This window comes from Paenibacillus polymyxa (genome assembly GCF_001719045.1).
GTDB lineage: Bacteria > Bacillota > Bacilli > Paenibacillales > Paenibacillaceae > Paenibacillus > Paenibacillus polymyxa_B.
The window spans coordinates 5,698,922-5,720,514 of sequence record NZ_CP015423.1 but is presented as its reverse complement, the minus strand read 5'-3'; the positions used below and the strand labels follow the sequence as shown (position 1 = coordinate 5,720,514).

The 21,593-nt window shown below is 42.9% G+C and carries 16 protein-coding genes and 2 pseudogenes; 4 read left to right on the top strand and 14 right to left on the bottom strand.

Going from position 1 to position 21,593, the window contains the following annotated elements; genetic code table 11:
- Positions 1-47: 47 nt before the first annotated feature.
- From AOU00_RS25325 to AOU00_RS25295, 7 genes are all read right to left on the bottom strand, one after another.
- Complete coding sequence (locus AOU00_RS25325; RefSeq protein ID WP_069291971.1) at positions 48-2,321, bottom strand: GH32 C-terminal domain-containing protein; 2,274 nt, start codon at positions 2,319-2,321, stop codon at positions 48-50.
- The gene (locus tag AOU00_RS26110; protein WP_081330759.1) at positions 2,318-4,786 is read right to left on the bottom strand and encodes a PfkB family carbohydrate kinase; all 2,469 of its coding nucleotides are present in this window, start codon (positions 4,784-4,786) and stop codon (positions 2,318-2,320) included. Before AOU00_RS26110 ends, AOU00_RS25325 begins: the two co-directional genes overlap by 4 nt.
- A 25-nt stretch (positions 4,787-4,811) precedes the next feature.
- Positions 4,812-6,437, bottom strand: coding sequence for an ABC transporter substrate-binding protein (locus tag AOU00_RS25315; RefSeq protein WP_069291970.1), 1,626 nt, complete (start codon positions 6,435-6,437; stop codon positions 4,812-4,814).
- Between the two features lie 125 nt (positions 6,438-6,562).
- Positions 6,563-7,459: a carbohydrate ABC transporter permease gene (locus AOU00_RS25310; protein WP_061828394.1), complete on the bottom strand. Its 897-nt coding sequence runs from the start codon at positions 7,457-7,459 to the stop codon at positions 6,563-6,565.
- A gap of 13 nt (positions 7,460-7,472) precedes the next feature.
- On the bottom strand, positions 7,473-8,426 hold the full coding sequence (locus AOU00_RS25305) for an ABC transporter permease (protein ID WP_220027953.1): 954 nt from the start codon (positions 8,424-8,426) through the stop codon (positions 7,473-7,475).
- Positions 8,427-8,729: 303 nt separating this feature from the next.
- Entirely contained in the window at positions 8,730-9,698 is a 969-nt protein-coding gene (locus AOU00_RS25300; RefSeq protein ID WP_061828396.1) for a LacI family DNA-binding transcriptional regulator, read from the bottom strand.
- Between the two features lie 813 nt (positions 9,699-10,511).
- The gene (locus AOU00_RS25295; RefSeq protein WP_231109367.1) at positions 10,512-10,901 is read right to left on the bottom strand and encodes a tyrosine-type recombinase/integrase; all 390 of its coding nucleotides are present in this window, start codon (positions 10,899-10,901) and stop codon (positions 10,512-10,514) included.
- A 13-nt stretch (positions 10,902-10,914) separates the two neighbouring features.
- On the opposite strand from AOU00_RS25295, the pseudogene AOU00_RS26100 reads away from it, so the two are divergent.
- A pseudogene (locus AOU00_RS26100) lies at positions 10,915-11,241 on the top strand (Tn3 family transposase); the annotation flags it as partial.
- A 289-nt stretch (positions 11,242-11,530) separates the two neighbouring features.
- Here AOU00_RS26100 and AOU00_RS25285 read toward each other — a convergent pair.
- Positions 11,531-12,652 (bottom strand): NADH-dependent flavin oxidoreductase, encoded by a 1,122-nt coding sequence (locus AOU00_RS25285; protein WP_061828398.1) that lies wholly within the window; start codon positions 12,650-12,652, stop codon positions 11,531-11,533.
- 169 nt (positions 12,653-12,821) lie between these two features.
- On the opposite strand from AOU00_RS25285, the gene AOU00_RS25280 reads away from it, so the two are divergent.
- The gene (locus tag AOU00_RS25280; protein ID WP_061828399.1) at positions 12,822-13,250 is read left to right on the top strand and encodes a MerR family transcriptional regulator; all 429 of its coding nucleotides are present in this window, start codon (positions 12,822-12,824) and stop codon (positions 13,248-13,250) included.
- A gap of 358 nt (positions 13,251-13,608) precedes the next feature.
- On the opposite strand, the gene AOU00_RS25275 is transcribed toward AOU00_RS25280, so the two are convergent.
- From AOU00_RS25275 to AOU00_RS25255, 5 genes are all read right to left on the bottom strand, one after another.
- Entirely contained in the window at positions 13,609-14,034 is a 426-nt protein-coding gene (locus AOU00_RS25275; protein WP_061828400.1) for a MarR family winged helix-turn-helix transcriptional regulator, read from the bottom strand.
- Positions 14,035-14,153: 119 nt separating this feature from the next.
- Positions 14,154-14,894, bottom strand: coding sequence for an oxygen-insensitive NADPH nitroreductase (gene nfsA / locus AOU00_RS25270; protein WP_061828401.1), 741 nt, complete (start codon positions 14,892-14,894; stop codon positions 14,154-14,156).
- Positions 14,895-15,006: 112 nt separating this feature from the next.
- Positions 15,007-15,285 carry an SDR family oxidoreductase gene (locus AOU00_RS25265; RefSeq protein WP_061828402.1) on the bottom strand — a complete coding sequence of 93 codons (279 nt, stop codon included), beginning with the start codon at positions 15,283-15,285 and terminating at the stop codon, positions 15,007-15,009.
- Positions 15,260-16,225 (bottom strand): NAD(P)H-dependent flavin oxidoreductase, encoded by a 966-nt coding sequence (locus tag AOU00_RS25260; RefSeq protein WP_061828403.1) that lies wholly within the window; start codon positions 16,223-16,225, stop codon positions 15,260-15,262. Before AOU00_RS25260 ends, AOU00_RS25265 begins: the two co-directional genes overlap by 26 nt.
- 38 nt (positions 16,226-16,263) lie before the next feature.
- Positions 16,264-17,391: an NtaA/DmoA family FMN-dependent monooxygenase gene (locus tag AOU00_RS25255; protein ID WP_069291969.1), complete on the bottom strand. Its 1,128-nt coding sequence runs from the start codon at positions 17,389-17,391 to the stop codon at positions 16,264-16,266.
- A gap of 484 nt (positions 17,392-17,875) precedes the next feature.
- On the opposite strand from AOU00_RS25255, the gene AOU00_RS25250 reads away from it, so the two are divergent.
- The gene (locus AOU00_RS25250) at positions 17,876-18,229 is read left to right on the top strand and encodes a winged helix-turn-helix transcriptional regulator (RefSeq protein WP_061828404.1); all 354 of its coding nucleotides are present in this window, start codon (positions 17,876-17,878) and stop codon (positions 18,227-18,229) included.
- 675 nt (positions 18,230-18,904) lie between these two features.
- Here AOU00_RS25250 and AOU00_RS27795 read toward each other — a convergent pair.
- Positions 18,905-19,142, bottom strand: a pseudogene (locus AOU00_RS27795) (aldo/keto reductase); the annotation flags it as partial.
- Between the two features lie 446 nt (positions 19,143-19,588).
- Here AOU00_RS27795 and AOU00_RS26090 point away from each other — a divergent pair.
- Positions 19,589-20,988, top strand: a protein-coding gene (locus tag AOU00_RS26090) for an IS1182 family transposase (RefSeq protein WP_155765269.1) whose coding sequence is annotated in 2 segments (ribosomal slippage) — positions 19,589-20,156 and positions 20,156-20,988 — 1,401 coding nt in all. Because the reading frame shifts where the segments join, the coding sequence is not laid out codon by codon here.
- Positions 20,989-21,593: the final 605 nt, after the last annotated feature.

The following is a 21,593-nucleotide window of genomic DNA, read 5'->3' as shown; positions in this document are numbered from 1 at the left end:
TCATTTGCTGCATGACCCCATTAGTAAGGAGCGCCTAAGCAATCGTCTTACCAAATGGACTGCATATCCCATATATCCAAGAATTTAACAAACGGTTCTCCATCTCCCCAAATCTCGAGTCCCAAAGCATCCATACGGCTCGGGTACACCCGGGTTGTCAGGCTTTTCAATCCGTTTGCATAGGCTTCGACCATGGAGCGGTCCAAATAAATATGAAGCTTCAGATTCTCCCCAAGTAGCTCCAGCTTACCGCCCTGAATCCCTCTGCACTTTTCTCCCGGATGCAGTGTCGTTTTCGACCGGTCGACCATGAGCATCGCTTGATTCCAATCATAATACAGCAGAGTTTCTTCCTCCCCGTCCGGCGTACAACGGACCTTGATTCCAAATTGTTTGGCGCTGCCGGGCTCCAATTCCAATTGAATCTCAAGCATGTCACCATGAACATCCCTGAGCTGTACATTAGTTTCAGCCAATGACTGGTCCCGAAGCGATAGCCGCTTGGCGCCACGTAGCGATTGAAGCTCCTGAATCGGCTCTATTCCCAGACGTCCGTCATCCCTCAAATATACGCTTAACGGCAAGCCTGCGTTATGAGCCCAGCCCGACTTATATTCCATCTCGGACGTCCGGTCGCCTTGGGCTATCGTAAAGACGATATTTCTGCCGGTCTTCGGATCAACCATTCCGCTCGGTCCGGTAAAATGGAAATCCCCGACGTCAATCAATTGAGGCTCTTCTTGATCGGGGATGAACGAAAGATTTTGCTTGTCAAGTTGCCCGATCCAATAGAACACCTCGACATCCGCTCCCTTCCCCACAGGGCTGACAAGCAGGAGATGTTTGTTCCCCCCCTGCTTGTCACTGCCAAGGGGAAGAAGCACAGGGAGCTCCCAGATGGGTCCAAGGTAAGGAAACTTCTGAATATCTGCTTTAAAAAACGGCCCTTTATACGTCCAATTCAGCATATCCTGTGACGCAAATGCCAGTGCTGCTCCGCCTTCGATTCCGGACCCGACCAGAGCATACCAGCCGTCATCGTCCTTCCATACGAACGGATCCCGGAAATCCCCAAATGCGCCCATTCCCTTCTTTTGCACGATCAACGGCTCCGGATGTTTGACCCAGTGAACCAGATCCGGGTTTCCGTCAAGGGTATAGGTGCTTCGGGCAAGCGCCACGCTCTGATTCGGCGAAGCGCTGTCATTACCTGCCGTAAAGAACAGGACAGGCAGGCCGTCTGCATCATAGGTTGCGCTTCCCGACCAGATCCCATCTGGTGCGAGCTGATCCTTTTCGGGCGCCAGGGCCACGGGTAGATCACGCCAATGCACCAAATCCTGACTTACCCAATGTCCCCAATGGATCTGATGAAAGAACGGCCCATGCGGGTTATGCTGATAGAACAAATGATATTGCCCGTCAAAATAGATCGGTGCATGGGGTTCGTTCATCCAATGGGCTGGCGGGCTAACATGATATTGCGGTCTGTGCCGATCAAGTAGCAGTGGCGTCCGGTCCAGCTTGATCTCGTCATAGTTTAATTGCGGCCGGATACCTTCGTGAAAGGTATTCAGCACATGCCGATAAGAAGCGGCCACTTCTTCCGCGCTCAGCGCCCGATTATAAATCTTGAGTTCATCAATGATACCGCTAAACATGTGCAGGCTGAACACTTCCGCCAGCAGGCTGCTATGGTTATTCTTGCCGATAAGAAGATCCAAGTCCGTCGCCTCAGCTAGGCGGGAACCACGAGGCAAGGCTGCCGAAGCAATTTCACTACCGTTCAAATACAGCTTGATTTCGCCTTGGTTCCCATCGAACACTGCATTCACGTATGACCATTCATTCTTGGGCAATTCATGGCCGTCCGGCGACCAAAGTTCCTTCCAGTCCCCTCCTTCCAGCCCAACTTGGAAGGACCAGGAACCGTGACGGAACATACCGAGCAGATAACCCTGCTTACGATCCAGGTTGTAGCGGTTCACAATAGCGGACAATTTGCCATCATCCCCCCATTCATAGGAGCGTGGGGCTAACCATACTCCAATGCTTAGCGCTGATCGATACTCTGGCTCGGTGTTCTGATTTCTCTCATCGAACGAATGCGCAATGTAAGTCGAATAACCATCGAACAGGAGCCCATTTCCAATTACTCCCTGTCTCCACCGTGGAGGGCAAGGTTTAGTAAACTCCGCTTGGTTAAATACGTACTGGATATTATCCTGGACTTGGGATACGCTCTCCAGAGCGCTTGTACCGGTTTCTTCATTGAATGCCCAATACATGATCAATCCCCGATTATCGGTTGCATGGCTCATACCTCAACCCTCCTTGATGTCTGCTCCGTTGGACCATTGGGAATATGAATGGAGTTAAGAGCATGCATATGAAACGAGTTCAGTACAACTTCCCCTGATTTCGCACTTATCTCAATACGATCCATCGGAGCATCAGGGAATATTTGATCCGTCAGTGCAACCAAACCCTCATTCGCGTACACTTCAACCGCGTTGCGATCCAGCCAGATATGCAGCTTGATCTTTCCATTCTCCGGAACCATTCTAGCACCGTGCTTGCACGCAAACGACGGGTGGAAGTCAGTCAGGCCCGATTTCGAACGGTCGATGAATAGCCATTGGCGCACAGGGTCATATCCGATAATAGTCTCACTTTGCCCAGAGGACTTTATTTTGATATGAACCTCATCCCCGGAACGAATGTCGATATCCGCTTCAATCTCAAGCAGAACATCATTCATTTTTTGCGTAAACGGCACCGCCGGCGTAACCTTGACCTCATTCCAGCAGAGCGTTCCTTTTCGCAGCTGCTCTATTTCCCGGACAGGCATTTGAGTCAAAACTACGCCCTCGTCTCGGCTGGTCAATGATAAGACGCGAGGTAAAGTCATTGCGCCTCTCCAGGCTCCGGTAGGCGTTTGGTTGGCATATTTCCAGTTGCTCATCCATCCGATGATCACGCGCCGTCCGTCTTGCTCAGCTATATCCGACCAAGTGACCCCCGCATAATTGTCCCGGCCATAATCCAGCCACAGGATATGATCGGCCGGATTGTCATTGATGAACGTATTTCCGTCGAACTCTCCGATAAAGTATTGCGTGCGTGAGCCTTCCGGACAGTTGGGATTATCTCCGATGCTTATGATAAGTACCCATTTGGAACATCCGCTGCCGTCAACCGGCAATTTAAAGAGATCAGGGCATTCCCAAACTCCGTCATGCGAGCCTTCATTCTTTCCGAATTCGCCTGACAACGACCATTCACGCAAATTGTCGGAACGATAAAACCGAACGTGGTCTCCCGCGACAAGAGCCATAATCCAGGATTCACTTGGCGAATGCCAGAACACCTTGGGGTCCCGGAAGTCGACCAGATCATGCTCGTCGAGTATTGGGTTCCCCTCATATTTGTGCCAAGTTCGGCCTTTATCACTGCTGTAAGCCAGGCTTTGCCGCTGGCGAGGTTGTCCGGTCTCCGGACAGATGTCTGCATGAGTGAAGAGTGCGATCAATCCATGGGAACCATCGAACAGTCCACTGCTATTATTCCAGTCAACCACACAGCAACCGGAGAAAATAGCGCCATGCTCATCCGGGAACAGAGCGATAGGCATATGCTCCCAATGAACCAGGTCTTGGCTTACGGCATGACCCCAGTGCATCGGTCCCCATTCATTGCTATAAGGATGGTGCTGATAAAACAGATGATAGACTCCCTCGTAATAGACTAATCCGTTCGGATCATTCAACCAATGGGAGTGAGGTGAAAAATGAAAACCCGGCCTAAATCTATCATCATCTTGCTGTTTATTTGTCTCGATCATCTGTTTAATCTCATCTGTCGTCGGCATAGATTGAAGAGCCCCTTTCCGTGTGGTTACTAATGCACCGCCGGCATTAGCAAAAGTTAGCATGCTGATGATTTGCTGTTTGGTCAGCTGATTCAAAGAAACACCGGCTTTCAGTATCTTATATAACAAGCAGCCCAGAAAAGCGTCGCCGGCTCCTGTCGTATCAATGGCCTCTACTTGAAAACCCGGCACATATCCGTCATGACCCGCTAATCGGTAATAGCAGCCTTTTTCCGCTAAAGTTACGAAGATCCCGGCGATGCCGAATTGCTGTTGCAGCTCTAGCGAGCCTTTTTCCACATCAGTTTTACCCGTTATAAAGTGGAGCTCATCTTCCGATATTTTCAGGATGTCGGCATACTTCATGCCCCAAAGGATATTCTGTTTCGCTTCCTCTTTGCTCTCCCATAAAGCAAACCGGATATTTGGATCGAATGAAAGCAGGACTCCTGCCTCTTTAGCCTTCACAACTGCCGCTCTTGTTGCCGTACGGGCCGGCTCATGGGTCATCGACAAAGAACCAAAGTGCAGTGCATGGCAGTTTTCAATCCTATCGAACGGGACATCCTGCGTGCGCAAGTATGTATCCGCTCCTGGTTTCCGGTAGAAGCTGAACGATCGGTCTCCGTTGTCATCCAGATGGACAAATGCCAGCGTTGTATTGGCTTCATCTGTAAACGAAAGCCCAGACACGTCGATGCCGACGTTCATCAAGGTATCGTGCAGCAAGGAACCGAATTGATCATCCCCAACTTTGCTAATCAATGTCGCTCTAGTTCCTAAACGGGATAGAGCAGCTGCTACGTTAGCCGGAGCCCCTCCAGGATTACATTCAAACTGCTCGTTGCCTCTCGCGGTACGACCTGATGGCGTAAAGTCTATCAATACTTCCCCAATGGTTATTACATCAAGCACAGTTTTCTCCCCACCTATCGTTTGATTATTTATTTTTTAAATTTGCATTATATCGGTCCAGCCCTTTTTGATAGATCTCCATTAATTCGTTCAGCCCCATCTTCTCGAGTGTCTTCACATAGCTGTCCCACTTTTCATCTACCTCGCCATCGACGATGAACTTGCCTCTTTGGGTATTTACATATTTAATAAGTTCTGGCTCGATCCGATTAATTTTATCTAGTTCATCCGGTTCAAAGAAGATGCTCGGATAGTTTTCCTTTTTCATATATTTAGTGTAATATTTTTCCAAATACTCAGCACGCTTCTGAGCTCGGGGTTCCATATCAACAACTTTTCCGAAGTCATCGAAAGTAATGACGCCCGGATTTCCTGTGCCTGGAGCCACTTTTTGACGGAATTCACCTGCGGAGACTCCTTTGGGAAGCGCCAGGTTCACCAATTTTCCTTTTTCGTCCTTCTTGAATACGACATCCAACGGACCCCAGTGAATTTGAGCCGCCATGTAAGGGTCATACTGTTGATCGATCCAACGCATCGTCATTGCCGGATAACGGTTCTCCTTTGTAATCACGAAGCTACCTCGTCCCGGTCCTCCGCCGTTGTTGCGACCAATCATTTGATCTCCATTTGGGCCTTTAAGCGGGGGCAGCAGAGCATAATCCTTACTACGCTCCGGTCCGACAACTTCTTCGACTTCCCACCAAACGTAGGAGCCGAGCGTTTCATCTGGTGTTTTGCCTTTTGCTAAATACTGAGCGGCATCCTGGGTGAACGATTCAGGGTCAATCAGCCCCTGCTTATACCAGTTATCATGAATATATTTTAATGCTTCCTTATATTGAGGTTGCGAAGCGGTAAAGATCACTTTACCTTCGCGGACGATCCGATGTTCCAAATTATCCGGAATACCGAAAGCTCCGAATATGCCAGCAATGTCACTACACCACTGCATGTGCATAAAGCTTAATGGGATTTCATCAGCCTTGCCATTGCCGTTCGGGTCCTTCGTTTTAAAGGCAATCAAAGCCTGCGTGTATTCGTCCAGCGTTTGAGGTACTTTTAAGCCCAGTTTATCGAGCCAATTTTTATTGATGACGTGAAAGAAGGGGTTGGTATCGAGCTTATTCTCTTCCCACGACGGCAGCCCATAGATGTGACCGTCTGGTGCTGTGATGGCTAGTTTAATGTCAGGCCGACGATCGAGAAGCGCTTTCAAATTAGGCGCATATTTATCAATTAAATCCTCCAGCGGAATAATGGTTCCGTCTTTACCATAATTGATTAGATCGTAATCTGTGAATCCGGCTCCGTAAAATGCGTCTGGCAAATCTCCGCTGGCCAACAACAAATTTTTCTTCTCTGCAAAGTCAGCGTCTGGAATGTTTTCCCAGTCAATCTTTACGTTTGTTTGTTTTTCCAGCCGCTTAAAAATTTCCATTTTCGAGTAATCCGGCGCTAAAGCAGCTTTCGGGGATACCATCTTTAATGTCACCGCTTCTTTAACAATCGGAAGGCCGGTTTTATTAAAATTCGCATCCTGATCCGGGTTTACCGCCTGATTTTTTGACTCGCCGCCTCCCGAACATCCGCTAAGCGCAAACACTCCGGCCAGCACTAGAAGCCCAGCACTTTTGAATAACGATTTCATCGTACACAACCTCCTGTTAGATCATTCCACAAGCTGAAAATTTCGTTGCTCTTCTTATATAGTTGTCTGGATGATGGACTTATCGTTTCTGTTGCACATCACCCCTTTCAGGCACCATGACAATGTTAGCCTTTGATCGAGCCGATCATCACGCCTTTAACAAAGTATTTTTGCAGGAAAGGATACAAAATCAGCAACGGTAGACTGGATACCATGATGACACCATATTTGATAAGCTCTGTAACGCGCATCTTCGCTGCGTAAGATTCCACGTCTATCATCATGCCCGAGTTGGCCTGATTCTGGACAAGAATGTTGCGCAGAACCAGTTGCAACGGATACTTGTTTTCGTCGTTCAAGTAGATCAAAGCGTCAAAGAAACCATTCCAGAAGCCGACAACATGATATAGTACCATTACGGCTATAACGGACTTAGACAAAGGCAATACAATGCTCCAAAAAAATCTGGTATTGGAACAACCATCGATCGAAGCTGCTTCCCACATTTCATCTGGGATGGTCGACTGAAAAAAAGTCCTTACGATAATGACATTGAACACACCTCCCGCTCCAGGAATAACAAGTGCCCAGATCGTATTCAGCATGTGAAGATCTTTTATCAGCAAATAGGTTGGGATCAGTCCTCCACTAAAAAACATGGAGATCAGTAAAAACCACATAATCGCCGATTTTCCCGCCAGTCCTTTACGAGCTAACGGGTAAGCTGCACATACGGTCACGGCTACTCCGATTAATGTTCCTAGACCCGCATATAAAATCGAGTTGGCATAACCAATCCATATAGATGAATCACTGAATATCCGCCCGTATCCATCCAGCGTAAAACCCTTTGGAAAAAACCATACTTCTCCTGAGTAGATGAGATTGGGGTCACTAAGTGAAGCAATCAGCACAAAATACAACGGGAATAATACAAGCAGCATAACTATGGTCAACATGAAGTAGTTGACGATGTCAAACCACATGTCTCCCTTGCTTTTTCTCTTTAATAATTGATTCAAAATGAACTCCCCCTTACCACAGGCTGGTTTCAGTCAACTTCTTGGCGATCCGGTTGACGGTGATTATCAGGATAATATTTACCACTGAATTAAACAGTCCAATTGCCGTAGAAAAGCTGTATTGTGCCTTTTGAATCCCGATTTCATAAACATAGGTCGGAATGATATTGGAAGTGGCATAATTCAAATCGTTCTGCATAAGGAAAGCCTTTTCAAAACCGATGCCCATAATGTTACCGAGTGCGAGAATCAATAAGATGACGATCGTCGGCAAAATGCTTGGAATATCCACATGCATTACGCGCTTCCATTTGCTTGCTCCATCCATTATCGCGGCTTCATGCAATTCTGGATTGACCCCTGCCAGCGCAGCAAGGTAAATGATGGTAGCAAAACCTGTCTCTTGCCAAACCCCTGATAAAATATACAAAGGACGGAACCAACCTTCGTCGGCCAAAAACATAATGGGGTCTCCTCCGAACAAGGTGATGATGTGATTCACGATTCCGCTGTTTGGAGACAGAAAAACATTAAGCATACCGACGAGCACTACGGTAGAAATAAAGTGTGGTGCGTAAATTACAGTTTGTACAATTTTCTTGTATCTTTTGGCCAACATCTGATTCAACATAATCGCTATAATAATCGGAGCTGGGAAGCTAAACACAAGCGATAGAACACTGAGTGTAAGTGTATTCGTCATAATCGTCCAGAAGTTATAGGAATCGAAAAAATCAATAAAGTGCTTAAAGCCTACCCACTCGCTTCCCCAGATCCCCCGACTTGGTGAAAAATCCTTAAAAGCAATTTGTATTCCATACATCGGATAGTACTTAAATACGAGATAAATAATAATGATTGGCAGCAAAAACAGATACAGTTCATAGTCACGTTTGATCTGGTTCCATATTTTGCGATTTGGCTTGATCGTGGAATGATCCAACTCACTAGTTCTTGAATTCACCATTACACTCCCTTTCTTGTAAAAGGATATTTTCATTTTTGAAACGTTTCCAATTTATTATAAGAAAAACGTCAGTCGGTGATCCATACCATAAATCCACCGAATGAGCTGAAGTTTTTCCAATGTAAAAAACTTGCCTAAGATAACGGGAGACGATACATTTGCTGATTCAAACTTATTCCTTCGATCTTTTAACAGAGTAGTCTGATTGTCAAATGAAACGTTTCCAATTTTCTATAAGAGAAAGTCAAGTTTGCATATCCAGACTGTGATCCGACTTTACGAGCTAATATCTTTACAATAAAATCATGTAGTTTCGCCTTGTCTGAAGATAACGGGGAGACGATACACTTGCTGATCTAAAGTTATACCATCGATCTTTTGATACAGTAGTCTGATTGTCAAACGTGCCATCTCCTCCACTGGCTGCCTGATTGTAGACAATATCGGATGAAAATAACGATGATCCTGAATGCCGTCGTAACCGATGACCTTTACATCCTCTGGAATACGAATCCCCTGCCTACCTGCTCTTTCTATATATTTGGCGGCAAACATATCGGTAATAGCGAAAATGCCGTCCACATCCTGATGCTTAGATAGAAATTCGCCAAAATAGGCTTCGTCGTCCACAATAGGATCTGGTTTCTCGTATACAACATAGTCTACACCTAATTTTTTCGCCTCATCAATGAAACCTTTTCTTCGATTCATGGTTTCACTAAAAACGGAAGTTACACTTCCCATAAAAGCCGGTTTCTGGGCCCCTGCTTTAACAAGTTCCCTCAAAGCTAGACGGCCTCCCTCATAATTATCTGAGGTTACACAAGTGATTTTTTTGTTGAAATGTCTGTCAATACTTAGAATCGGAATGTCATTGCTTACGCTATTTTCTATATCATTGTAAGTAATGCCGACAATACCAGCCACTTTGTTTTGCCGTAGCATATCCAGGTAATACAGTTCCTTTTCTGGCTTGCCGCCGCTATTACATAACATGAGCTTAAAGCCTTCCCGATCCAACTCATCCTCAATGTAATAAGCTAGTTCAGAAAAAAAAGGATGCCAGATACTTGGAAGCAGCAAGGCTACCATCTTGGATTTCCTCATTTTAAAATTTCGAGCGACTTCATTAGGAAAATAATTGAGTTCTTGTATAGCTTTCTCCACTTTCCTTCGTGTATCTGGTTTTACAGAGCCCGAGTTATTAATAACTCGGGACACCGTTCCCACAGCAACACCAGCTATCTTAGCTACATCTCTAATACTTGGCATTTAACCCCCCCATCTCTCTTATGGGAATTATAATAGCACTAAGTTGGAAACGTTTCAATTATTTTTTGAAGCGCTTTTTTTCTGACTTTTTTCATTGCCTACCCCGCATATGAATTTCGTGCCACCTGATTCAATCACACCTATTCGCTTTTTATTCTATTTTTTTACAAACTTACTCAATGTACTTTTCGAGGCGACACAAACATGTATGGCACGCTCTATAAAATTAAAACTTAATTATTCCAGATTAAGTTGATGCGAATTGTAGATCTTTATTGTATTAGAAACGGCGGTCAAAATGACCGCCGCCGCAGTGTAAAATAGATAATCACATCTAAATATTTCTTCTTCAAAAAAAATAAAATCTCCTTTTAGAGACCGGTTCTTCTCTCGAGCTCTTCCGGTTTACATCAATGCAATATCCATTTACATATTTTCTGTGAAAAATGATTCTAGTTTATCAAACAGAATTAACTCCATTTTATCATAGAGATTCAATGGCTAGACCAGCATCAGGAACCACATACAGTTCTTTGGGCTCTGTAGACATTTCGTATGCATCTTCACTAAGATATCTAGAATGCGCATGTTCGCCAATGATAAACAAATCGGTCTTGGTGAGATTGTTCTAATATAGTTCATCAAGGGGAAATTCATAAAGGACATAGCCCTTGTTACCGTAAATGCGCCTACCGAATTCGGATGAAACCCCCACTCCATTGCATAATATTCAAAAATTCAATAGCAATAGGATCTATAAATACTGACGTACACCGATGAGTGCGTCATCGATGCCCTGCTTTTTGAGCCAGGTCAACAGAAAATGACGCAGCTTGTGTGGCGACAGGTTTTGAGCAAGTTCAGCTTCCTGGCCAAAATCTTTCGTATTCCCCGATCCGTGTACTTTTTCTTCCACGATGATTCAAATAAATAGACCGCATGTTTTTTCTTCATCGCGTCAGCGTGCATGGCCAGCAGTTCTTTAAATGACTGAGGGAATGGAACGATGCGATCCTTGCTGCCCTTTCCATTATTAATGCGAACTTGGCAGTAATAAAAATCAATATCCGTCAGCCGAATATTGATTAGTTCGCTAACGCGGATACCGGTATACATGAGTGTCTTGACAATCAACATGTCCTGGAAATTTTTCGACTTCCAGACTACTTCGTAATAACGCTTAAGTTCTTCCTCTGTTGGCACGTATGGTAGCTTCCGTCGATTACAGTGGATTGGTGACAACATCGATGCGCTTGATGGAGTAAACGTTGAAAAAGGTAGACTACATATTAATCGGCTTGAAAAAGATGTTCCAGAAGAGGCGAAACAATATAGCGCTGCTCTCTACGGCATGTTGCCACGGGTAAAGCTAACAGACCTACTTTTAGAAGTAGCAAGTTGGACTGGGTTTGACGAGCAATTCATTCATGCTTCAACCAATCGTCAACCTAAATCCGAAGAAAAACCGGTTGTTCTGGCATCGCTCATGGCTATGGGTACCAATATAGGCTTAACAAAAATGGCTGATGCAACGCCTAGTATCTTAGAATCATTACGTCCGCTGAACCAAGGATAGCATAAAAGCCGGTTACACCCTTAACGTGTGAAAACCGGCTATTTTTGTACTCAGAATTCCTTAGCGTTGTAAATCTGCGTTATGCTGGTGGTACCCCTTCAAGATCGAAACATTCGCAGTATGTGTGTCCGCGACAGTAAGAATTGCCCTACCGAACTACGGATGGACGGAGCACTTAAGAATTAGCAAAAGAAACCCGAAGTCTCATAAAAGACGCGGGTTTCTCGTCAATCTGAGTAGCCTTTAGGACTACTTTTTATTTCCCAATATTAAACCAACCGGGCATTGCTTGAATTACATTCCAGAGTTTTTCTGGAATATTAAGCTGGTCGAGTTTTGAAACGTTCAACTTAGAATCTACCTCGGCTTCTCGTCCATTTGCGACCATTTCAACCCAAGTAGGATTCATAATTAACGCATGCCCAATGGCAACTAGCGGCAATCCTAATTCCACAGCTTTAAGAGCATCATCCGGTGTTATTATGGAACCAGCAGCCATCACAGGTACCTTACCGTTTGCTCTTTCAAGAATTAATTCAAGCCGTGTTTTTTCATCTTGACTATCTACTGGCTTTGAAGACACATTATCTAATGAAGCATGTATATAATCCAAATTCTGTTCAACAAGAATATCGATTAATTCATACGTGTCTTTCATACGTAATCCGTCCACTTTGGAGGATTCTTCAGGTGAAAATCGGTATCCTAAAATGAATGGTTTTGTAGCATGTTTTTCAATGACATTTTTGATTTCGTTAATAATCGCCAATGGAAAACGTAAGCGATTTTCAAGTGTTCCTCCCCATTTGTCCGTCCGTTGATTCGTTGCTGGCGACCAGAAGTTTTGAATTAAAAATCCATGTGCCCCATGAATTTCGACGCCATCAAATCCGGCTTCTATCGCTCGTCTTGTTGTGTCTCCAAAAGCACGTACAATCGACAAAATCTCCTCATGTGATAGTTCTCTTGTTTCTGGAGTTGAACCTAAATTAGTAATTTCGGGTTGCAATGCACTCGCACTAACTGCATCCAATTCGGGCAAAGCTTTATTGCCAGCATGAAAAATCTGTAGGATCACAGGAGAGCCTCCACTTTTCGCTGCCTCAGCTAATTTTCGTAAACTTGGAGTAAATTCATCATTGTACCCGGCGAATTCATTCGTAAAACCCTGTCCATTCGGTGTAACATGAGTACACCCTGTAATGACGAGTCCTACTCCATTCACTCTTTGTTTGTAATACTTTACTTCGTCATCCGAAATGGTAAGATCGTCATTGCTTGACCAGGTTGTCATAGGTGCCATAACAATTCTATTCTTCATTGTTATTCCACTTCTGAATGTGAAGGATTCAAATAACCTACTATATTTTTGATTCATTTCTTTAACCTCGCTATCATATTTTATTTTCTGTTTCAGTGTAATTGGTTACCGTTACAGTAGGTCAAGGATTTATTTTTATATGATTACATATAGAATTGTTGTGCTTTCATTCTCTTTATGATATATATTCAGTTACAGTAACTGTAACTAAAGGTGGGACAAGTAGATGTTGTATTCAATGACATACGTAGTGGAGAATTTAAATGTATCTGCAAAAACACTTAGGTTTTATGAAGAGCAGGGGATATTACCAAATATATCTCGTGACGAAAAAGGCCGTAGAGTTTATAACCAACAACAAATAGATTGGATTTCTTTTATTCGTTGTCTCAAAGAGACAGGAATGCCTCTTTCAAAAATCAAGGATTACAAGGAACTTTATGAATTGGGAAATAGCACCTTTTTGCAAAGAGAGGAGATGTTGATACAGCATAAATTGGAACTTCAGAAGAAAATTGACGAAAGTTTTAAACACATGGAAGAAATAAACTATAAAATTGCCATGTATGAACTTCAGAAAGAAGAGGTTATGAAAAACCCTAACTATAACTTTAAATGTCACGGTCACGGCCTGGAGATTAAGACGGTGAATTAATGTAATGTACTTGCGCTAACGGGGAACGATAGTTCAATCTCCAACTAAGACTAGGCTGCCGATCAATGTCGGCAGCCTAGCTCTGTCTTTGCACATTAACGTAAACAACCCAACAAGATAAATGTAGGTTTATTCCATACGTTTGAGACGCTGGTATTTCTCCAATCATAGCGAAATTCCCAGAACTTATATTTAACATATTTATCCATCTACTTTGCCCTTGTGACAGCGACGCTGGTACTACCCCTTCTTCGGATGATTACACATAGGGATGCAGCCAATAATAATGCACCCTTCTCGTTGTGTTATTAAATCAGCAATGTTTAGCTTGCTAAATATATTAAAAAAGATGGAGAACTCATGATAGATTATTCTCCATTTGTTGCATTAATTGTCTTAATATCAGCCGATCTTCCGTAGAAATGGATTGAAGTAGTTTTTCCTGCTGTTGTCTCCATTTGACCTCAACCGGTGTCTCTAATTCTTTGCCTTTGTCCGTTAGGAAAATGCGCATTATTCTTGCATCTTGTTCATCACGTTTACGATATATAAATCCGTTCTGCTCCAATGATTTAACCATGTTCGTTACCGTAGGCGGTTCGCATTTTAAGTGTTCACATAGTTGCATTTGTGTTACCCCATCACCCAACCACAGACGATACAGCAAATTATCTTGCCCTACATAAAGGTTAAGTTCCCTGAGAGATTCACTATAATTTCGACGCATTTGGGAGGAGATTCGATCTAACGACTGACGAATATCACAATCCACTTGATCTGTCATTAATTCATCATCCCTCGACTCGAATGTTATTTAGCGGGCTAACTATATCACGACGAATTTGATGTGTCAAATTAATTTATGATGAACTTCCTTCTGGTCAAAAAAGTTTCTTCCCTGCTTCATTTTTTGGCATATCCCTGTTTGTGGAGATAGTCCATCATTTGTGGCTGAATACTTCTTTGCAGATGATCATGGATGTGGTCACTCCATCCTTTTACTTTTTTCGCTGAGAAAGGGGCCTTTACAGGTCGATTTTCATAATACTTCAACATGGTCTTATCATAAGTTGCTAATTTCAGTTTATCGAGTGTTTGATACTGGTTTTCATGTAAAACCATGGATTTAGGCAACCTTGGCTTGAGTTCAGGTTTATTTCCAGATGGACTACCAATACATAGTCCCACCAAAGGAATCACATACTTCGGTAAATTCAAAATGTCAGATAGTTCGTTAATGTTACTTCTCACCCCACCAATAAAAACGCCACCAAGTCCCATGGATTCTGCTGCCATTAAAGCATTTTGTGCCATAAGCCCGGCATCGAATGAGCCGATTAAAAGGAACTCTATATATTCAAGGTCAACTTCAGGAGCTATTTGATGATTCCGGTGGAAATCTGAACAAAAAATCCAGAACTCTGCAGCTTGTTCAATATAAGGTTGATTAACCGAAAGTTGCATCACCTTTCTTCGAAGATCTGGATCTGTAATTCTAATAATAGAAACGGCCTGCAAAAGACTGAATGATGATGTTTGATTAGCTGCCTTAAAGATTTCTTCTCGTTGTTCTTGTGTCAGTGGTTGATTTGTATAAGAACGAATGGACGTATGATTATGAAGTAATTTAAGGGTATTATTCATATGAATATCTCCTTCAATGTTATTATCATAAATAAAAGTGTTAGCAAAAATAGCAATGAGGTCTTAGTTATAGGTGGCCTCATATACTAACTCAATACAAAATTGCGTTACATTACAGACAATCCTCCATCAATTCATGATGAGCACCCGTAATATAAGAGGCTTCATCACTCGCAAGAAACAAAGCAAGGTTCGCTACCTCTTGAGACTGACCTAATCTTTTGATGGGAACTTGTTGTGCCCGTTCTTCAATTGCCTTTTCACTTAGAGCTTTAGTCACAATGTTTGTTTGTATAGGTCCTGGTTGAATTAGATTTATCCGAATTTGATCAGTGGCAAACTGTAGGAAAAAAAATTTGAGATCTTCATCCGATGGTTTTAACAATTTCATCAATCACTTCTTGACACGTTAGAATTTGCTGAATACCACCAGCTGATTCGGATACACTAACGGTCCCATTAACCAGATCCCCATCTAACATTCCTATTTTGAACCCTTCTCCATAATATTTGTATGCTTCTGCAGGCTTTCCTTGATTAATGAGTTCTAACGCTTTTTTGCCCGCTTCTGTAGGAATGGTTCTCAAATGTCCTGTACCTGATTTAAATTCAATAAACTCTTCACTTTTTACCTTAATGATGGCTTTCTTTGTTTCCATACTAGCTGGATTTTCTTTGGTCACTATAAACCTTGTTCCCATATATACACCTTCTGCACCCATAGATAGTGCTGCTTTCGCTCCCCGACCATCTATAATTCCTCCAGCAGCAATAACAGGGATTTTTACAAGTGAAGTGATTTGTGGAACAAGGGAAAGCGTACTAATTTTATAATCACTCATATGACCACCAGCCTCATAACCTGTAACGATGAGTGCGTCCACTCCTGATTTCTCGGCTTCTAGAAGCTTCTCTACAGTTGGACTTAAGTCTCTGTAAACGACCTTAATGTCATGTTTTTTAAGTCGTTTCAGTTCACGATCGACCACATGTTGTCCAATGGCAATAACGTTTTTGACATTTTCTTTAACCAATACATCAAAAACTGCATTAGTAAAGGGGTCTTCTGTAGCCCCTCCCATTGGGAAAATGTAGTTTACTGCAAATGGTTTATTCGTTAATGCTTTAACCTTGCGAATTTCCTTCGTTAGTCGATCTGCCATATCCTCTGCACTTGTTGCTTTTTCCGTTTGGCCAGCATTTGGCCCCAACACACCCATTCCACCTGCATTGGAAACTGCTGCAACAAATTCCGCGGAAGTGACCCATGTCATAGCAGCTGAAATAATAGGATACTCTATTCCCAGTAGTTCTGTAATTCGGTTTTTCATCAATGATTTCGCCTCTTGTTTAATTGATTTTTTTATTATTACTTCTTATACCTATTTTCAGGGTAAGGTAGCCCTAAATTCCCCCGAAGTGTATCCTCCTCATATTCCTTTCGAAATATGCCTTTATCTTGCAATATGGGTACAACCAATTTAATAAAGTCCTCAAATCCTGCTGGATAATCTTGTCTAATCAGCAAGACATCCATGACGCCTTCTTGATACCAATGTTCTATTTTTTCTGCAACATTCTCCGCAGCTCCCATCAATTGAGGCTTTGGCAATCTATAACCTTTAGGCATCCATGATTCGATTTCTCTTAGCTTTTCTAAGGCTTCTTTTTCCGTTTCACCAACGATGGGGCTATGTGAAGGCATAATCAGTAGATCGTTTGGTGAACGTCCTTGATTTTGCACTTTTCTTTTAAGTTCAGCAGTGAATCTCTTAAGATATTCAAACTGATCTCCAGGAGCCATGATGACTTCGGCATGCTGTGCAGCTATATCCATGAATTCCATGGAAGTTCCGGCTTGAAAGACGACCGGTCTGCCTTGCCGGGATCGACTGATATTTAATGGTCCCTCCACTGAAAAGTAATTCCCGGTATAATGCAGCGGATGCATCTTACCAGGGTCATAGAATACTCCGCTTTTCTTGTCACGTATAAAGGCATCGTCTTCATACGAATCCCAGAGGCCTTCAACAATCTCTAAAAACTCCTTTTTCATGGGATAAAGATCTGCTTTCCTTAAATGGGACCGACTGTAATTGGCTAACCCTCCCGGATTAGAGGTAATCGCATTCCATCCTGCTCGGCCCTTGCTAATCTTGTCGAGTGAGGCTATTTGTCTAGCAACAGTAAATGGATCAGCATATGAAGTAGCTATTGTTGCGGTCAAGCCAATGGAATGAGTCACCATACTCAATGCAGACAAAATAGATACGCCCTCAAACATGCTTAGATAGTGTGGTATCATGCCAGGTCCAATATGACTTACGTCTGCTAAAAAGATGAGGTCGAACCTTCCCTGTTCAAGTTGCCTGGCTTTTTGAACGTAGTAATCAATATTTTCACTGGCATCTGCTGGAATAGCGGGGTGTCTCCATCCCGTGTGATTCCAACCAACGCCATCAATAATCCCTCCTATTTTTAACTTTCTTCCTTCCATTGTTGAATGATCTCCCTTTCATGAGGTTCTTTAAAGTTACAGTCAAAAAAGGAAAGCAGGTTATCTAATTGCTCTGGAAAATCATTTACCCCAATAATTCTCTGGACCTTAGTAATGCCCACATGGTCCAGCCATCAGCTGCAGAAGTCCTAATGTTTTGGAGACTTTTCTTAGCATCACTTCCGTTATAGACATGAACGAAGTCTAAAATCGAAAGCTGTAGTCTATTTCCTGTATTCACTTATCAGTAACTCCTTTCTGTGTTATATTTATTTAGCTTACTAAATATAAAAACGCAATCTTAGTTACCCTATTAAACTATAAAACGAAAACAAGAACATTATCCTTTCGTATTTTAGGTTAATTAAAATTAATTGTTTTGGTTTGTTGACACAATCATAAAGTCATTATGTTCATTTGCAAAGAGGGCAATATAAATGAACATAGTACAACTTTTTGTACCTTAAGATTAGGAGTGATATCAATGAGGGTCTGTAATGAAGGATTTGATAAAGAATTTATGGATGAAAAAAGGGATATGTACGCGATAGCATTTACCCAAAATGTTCTTTCAGGACGTTGGAAATATTTTATATTATGGTATTTAAAAGGAGAAACACGCCGTTATACGGATATAAAAAAATTTCTTGGAGGTTTATCACAAGGCTCTCTCACAAAGCAGCTTAAAGAGTTGGAGAACGATGGAGTTATTAAACGTAATGTTTATCCGGAAGTTCCTCCGCGAGTAGAGTATTCATTAACAGGCAAGGGAATCAAATTACTACCGATCCTTGAGAAGATGGAGGAATTCGGTAAGGAATACGGCGAAAAACCTTAATCTGATGAAGTTTCCAAACAAGCTTATTACCGAAAATTTTTGAATCCAAAGAAAACATTTTTATTTAAGTCTTTGTCCAAACTTCTTCTACGCAATCCGTGCGAATGAGCAAGGAAATTATACAACCGATTTCACAGTTAATATGGTTGCCTTTTACGGTCTATATGGTGAAGCAAAAAAGCGCATGGAAGCTGTTTATGTTTATGCGTCACAAAGAAAAGCGCGTTAATCATAAAGGGTGCCTGCATTCAGCAAGCACAAAATTACAATTTTTTTCAATGCTTCCTATACCGCTTTCTTATTCATGGCCCTCTTGCATAGATATGTGGGTTTTGCAGTAAGTATTGGCATGTATGGTCAGTCATTTCTGCTGGGCTCGAGGCATATGGGATAGCTGGTATTCTATAGATATCATTTGGCTTTTTCGTCAGCCGGTACGAGAAGTTCTTTTTGTATTTCTGAACTCAAATTACTATTTAACGAATCATCCTAAAACATTTCTGCAATGAGTATGAATACCATCACGCTATTGTCTCTTCCTACAGTCTTCCTGGCTTGTTTGCTATTAGATGTTAATCAAATCGGTAATCGGAGCAAGTTCCCTTTTCGGAAAAGGAACCAAGTTCTTGTCCTCAACTCGGAAAAACTTGGTTCCTCAAAACAAAAAAGCCGCTAAGTTCCGCTCAGATAACCCTTTCCCAATGGGCTGTACCACGAAGCCAATGCTGAGTTTTTCTAACGTAGGCAGTAGTTCGTCTTCCGGACATCTTCACCACAACGAATCGCTCTCGATGGCCGTCATAAGCGGCTTAACGGAATGCGCGCGTCGAATGGTTCCCACGCCCGCCTCCGACAGTCCCCAATGTTTATCTTTTTCCGCCTGAATTAAATCCCCTAGTGCCCAGGCTACTTTCCTCCGATTGAATAAAAATGATTAATGCGGTGAAGTTACCGCTGAAGCTTATCTTACAATCACTCGGCGGATAAAGAACGGGATCACCAGACCGATCACCGCTACGATCATTGCAAACCAAAACACATAAGCTTTTAATCTCGGTATCTCAAAAAATCTCATCCAATCTAGAGGGTTTCCTATAGCTTTAGAATGAAGCTAGAATAAAGCCTCTATATACCGCTGAAGGCTGTCGAGTAATATCGTCAGCCTTCCTTACATTAAATTATGAATTTTCACCCTAGAGATGAAGCCAATGCTGAAACCAAAACAAAAACCATCTATAATAGATGGCCAGGCTGTCGAGAAAGTCTCGACAGCCTTTTTTATGTTGATTTTGTTTAAGACGACACCGCGTTAATTTTGTATAATATAGGTAACTATTGCATAGAACGGACGGTGTTGATATGCTGCGATCTCATCGAGACAAACAACAATCCTTTGAATTGGTTTCTCTGGAAGAACTGGTACCACAAGATCATTTGCTTCGCAAAGTGGATAAATATATAGACTTCTCCTTTATTCATGAGAAGGTAAGCCCCTTGTATTGTGCAGACAACGGGCGTCCTGCCATTGATCCTACCGTGTTATTTAAAATGATCTTTCTCGGTTATTTCTATGGCATTCGCTCAGAACGGCAACTCGAGCGAGAAATTCAGACGAACCTGGCTTATCGCTGGTTTCTGGGGCTGGGCTTAACCGATAAGGTTCCAGACCACACCACCATAAGCTGGAATCGTCGCACTCGCTTTAAAGATACCACGATCTTTCAAGATATCTTCGATGAAATTGTGCTGCAGGCGATCTCTCACCGAATGGTGGGCGGACGTGTTCTTGTCACCGATTCCACACACGTCAAAGCCAATGCCAACAAACATCAGTACACCAAAGAGCGAGTATTGCAGAATACCAAAGACTATATGGATGAGCTGAACGTAGCGGTGAAGGAAGACCGGAGAAACCATGGAAAAAAGCGTTAAAATCCCGAGAGGAAGTGAACGAAGAAAAAGAAGTGAAAGTGAGCAAAACAGACCCGGACAGCGGCTATATGATCCGTGATGGCAAGCCTGAAGGCTTCTTCTATCTGGACCACCGTACGGTGGATATGAAGTACAATCTGATTACCGATGTGCATGTGACGGCGGGGAATGTACATTATTCCGTCCCCTATTTGTCCCGTTTGGATCGCCAAAGAGAACGTTTTGGTTTTCAAGTCGAAGCCGTTGCACTAGACTCAGGTTATTTAACGACGCCAATTTGCCGAGGTTTGCAAAACCGAAAGATTTTTGCCGTGATTGCTCACCGAAGATTCCATCCTAGACAAGGACTGTTTCCGAAATGGAAGTTTGAATACGATGCCAAATGCAATGTGTATAGATGCCCAGCCCAACAGGAACTGCCTTACCGAACGACGGACCGTAAGGGATACCGGCAGTATGCGTCTGACCCAGTTCAGTGTCGGCATTGCCCACTGCTGGATCGATGCACCCAGTCTCGAAACCACCGTAAAGTGGTGACTCGGCATGTCTGGGAAGACAGCAAAGAGTGGGTACGGAGCAACCGGCTGAGCCCATCCGGGAAACAGCTGTACCGTAAACGAAAAGAGACCATTGAGCGAAGCTTCGCGGATGCCAAAGAGCTCCATGGGTTTCGCTATTGCCGTTTGCGCGGACTTCCGAACATCAAGGAACAAGCTCTCATGACGGCAGCCGTGCAGAACATGAAGAAGATAGCGATCCCACCTGGATCGCCTGGAGAAACAGGGGTAACACCCTGTTCTTCCAGATACCAGACTATTATGATGTAAAGAAAAAGAAACCCACGTCTCAAAAAGACGGGGTTTCTCGACAATCTGACCATCTATAATAGATGGTTTTTTTCACCGTGTGGATGGACGAGCACGAAATTCTGTTACTCTCAATTTTATTAGAAAAAATGCCCCACTCTACAGAATTTACAAATGCTGCTCGATGATTTACGTGAAACCTCTCTAAAAGATAAAATACACCGTTTGTTGGGTTCATATGACCAAGTGAATCAATCTAGTTGTATTGTTGCTCAATATAATCAACATGACGATTTAAAAGCTGAACATGTTCATCCTTTTCCATCAATCTTAATATACCATGGCATGAATGTAAGACTTGCGAAAAATGTTCACTTATTGCAATTATCGTTTTTTCAGCATTGTGTGTTTAACTATGTAGTCTCTTTATCGCAGAAAATACTGACGTTTTTCCTGCAGTAGATAACCCTTCGATGATTACTCCTCGAATCATATTCCACCTCTTCAAAATACTTCAGTACTCTTTCCGCCTGCCAAGGTAGCCAACCAATCACACTGGCAGCTACCTTCTTTCGTTTATTAAACTATTGTTTCCCGTTAGTTCAACAGGCTGCCAACCAAGGGCA

Coding starts and splice junctions, on each gene's coding strand:
- AOU00_RS25315 (WP_069291970.1), bottom strand. CDS start 6,437: ATGAAATCGTTATTCAAAAGTGCTGGGCTTCTAGTGCTGGCCGGAGTG.
- AOU00_RS25325 (WP_069291971.1), bottom strand. CDS start 2,321: ATGAGCCATGCAACCGATAATCGGGGATTGATCATGTATTGGGCATTC.
- AOU00_RS25260 (WP_061828403.1), bottom strand. CDS start 16,225: ATGAAAAACCGAATTACAGAACTACTGGGAATAGAGTATCCTATTATT.
- AOU00_RS25305 (WP_220027953.1), bottom strand. CDS start 8,426: ATGGTGAATTCAAGAACTAGTGAGTTGGATCATTCCACGATCAAGCCA.
- AOU00_RS25285 (WP_061828398.1), bottom strand. CDS start 12,652: ATGAATCAAAAATATAGTAGGTTATTTGAATCCTTCACATTCAGAAGT.
- AOU00_RS25275 (WP_061828400.1), bottom strand. CDS start 14,034: ATGACAGATCAAGTGGATTGTGATATTCGTCAGTCGTTAGATCGAATC.
- nfsA (WP_061828401.1), bottom strand. CDS start 14,894: ATGAATAATACCCTTAAATTACTTCATAATCATACGTCCATTCGTTCT.
- AOU00_RS25255 (WP_069291969.1), bottom strand. CDS start 17,391: ATGGAAGGAAGAAAGTTAAAAATAGGAGGGATTATTGATGGCGTTGGT.
- AOU00_RS25280 (WP_061828399.1), top strand. CDS start 12,822: ATGTTGTATTCAATGACATACGTAGTGGAGAATTTAAATGTATCTGCA.
- AOU00_RS25250 (WP_061828404.1), top strand. CDS start 17,876: ATGAGGGTCTGTAATGAAGGATTTGATAAAGAATTTATGGATGAAAAA.
- AOU00_RS25265 (WP_061828402.1), bottom strand. CDS start 15,285: ATGAAATTGTTAAAACCATCGGATGAAGATCTCAAATTTTTTTTCCTA.
- AOU00_RS25300 (WP_061828396.1), bottom strand. CDS start 9,698: ATGCCAAGTATTAGAGATGTAGCTAAGATAGCTGGTGTTGCTGTGGGA.